The organism is Streptomyces sp. URMC 126 (genome assembly GCF_051386555.1).
Lineage (GTDB): Bacteria > Actinomycetota > Actinomycetes > Streptomycetales > Streptomycetaceae > Streptomyces.
Window position 1 is genome coordinate 1 of sequence record NZ_JBPQTX010001060.1, and the last position, 256, is coordinate 256.

At 71.5% G+C, this 256-nt stretch carries 1 protein-coding gene; it reads right to left on the reverse strand.

All coding sequences use genetic code 11. The annotated features are described in order from the left end of the window. Positions 1-256 (reverse strand): IclR family transcriptional regulator domain-containing protein (locus ACSNOK_RS35090; RefSeq protein ID WP_436784748.1); only part of this gene is annotated, 256 nt, incomplete at both ends.

A 256-nucleotide genomic window follows, 5' to 3' on the forward strand; every position in this document is an offset into this window, starting at 1 on the left:
GCACCGGGGCCGCCCGGCGGTTGAGGGTGTCCGCGGCCTTGCGGAGCCGATGGGCGTGCTCGACCGGCATGGACAGCGCCAGACAGCCCACCGACTTGCCGGCGGTGATCGGCACGGCCGCGCAGACCGTGCCCACCGCGTACTCCTGGAGGTCCAGCACCGGCACCGTGGGCGGCTGGTTGTCCAGCTTGGTGAAGAGCACCTTCTCGTTGGTGATCGTCCGCGAGGTGAGCCGGGCGGTCTTGTGGCGCGAGAG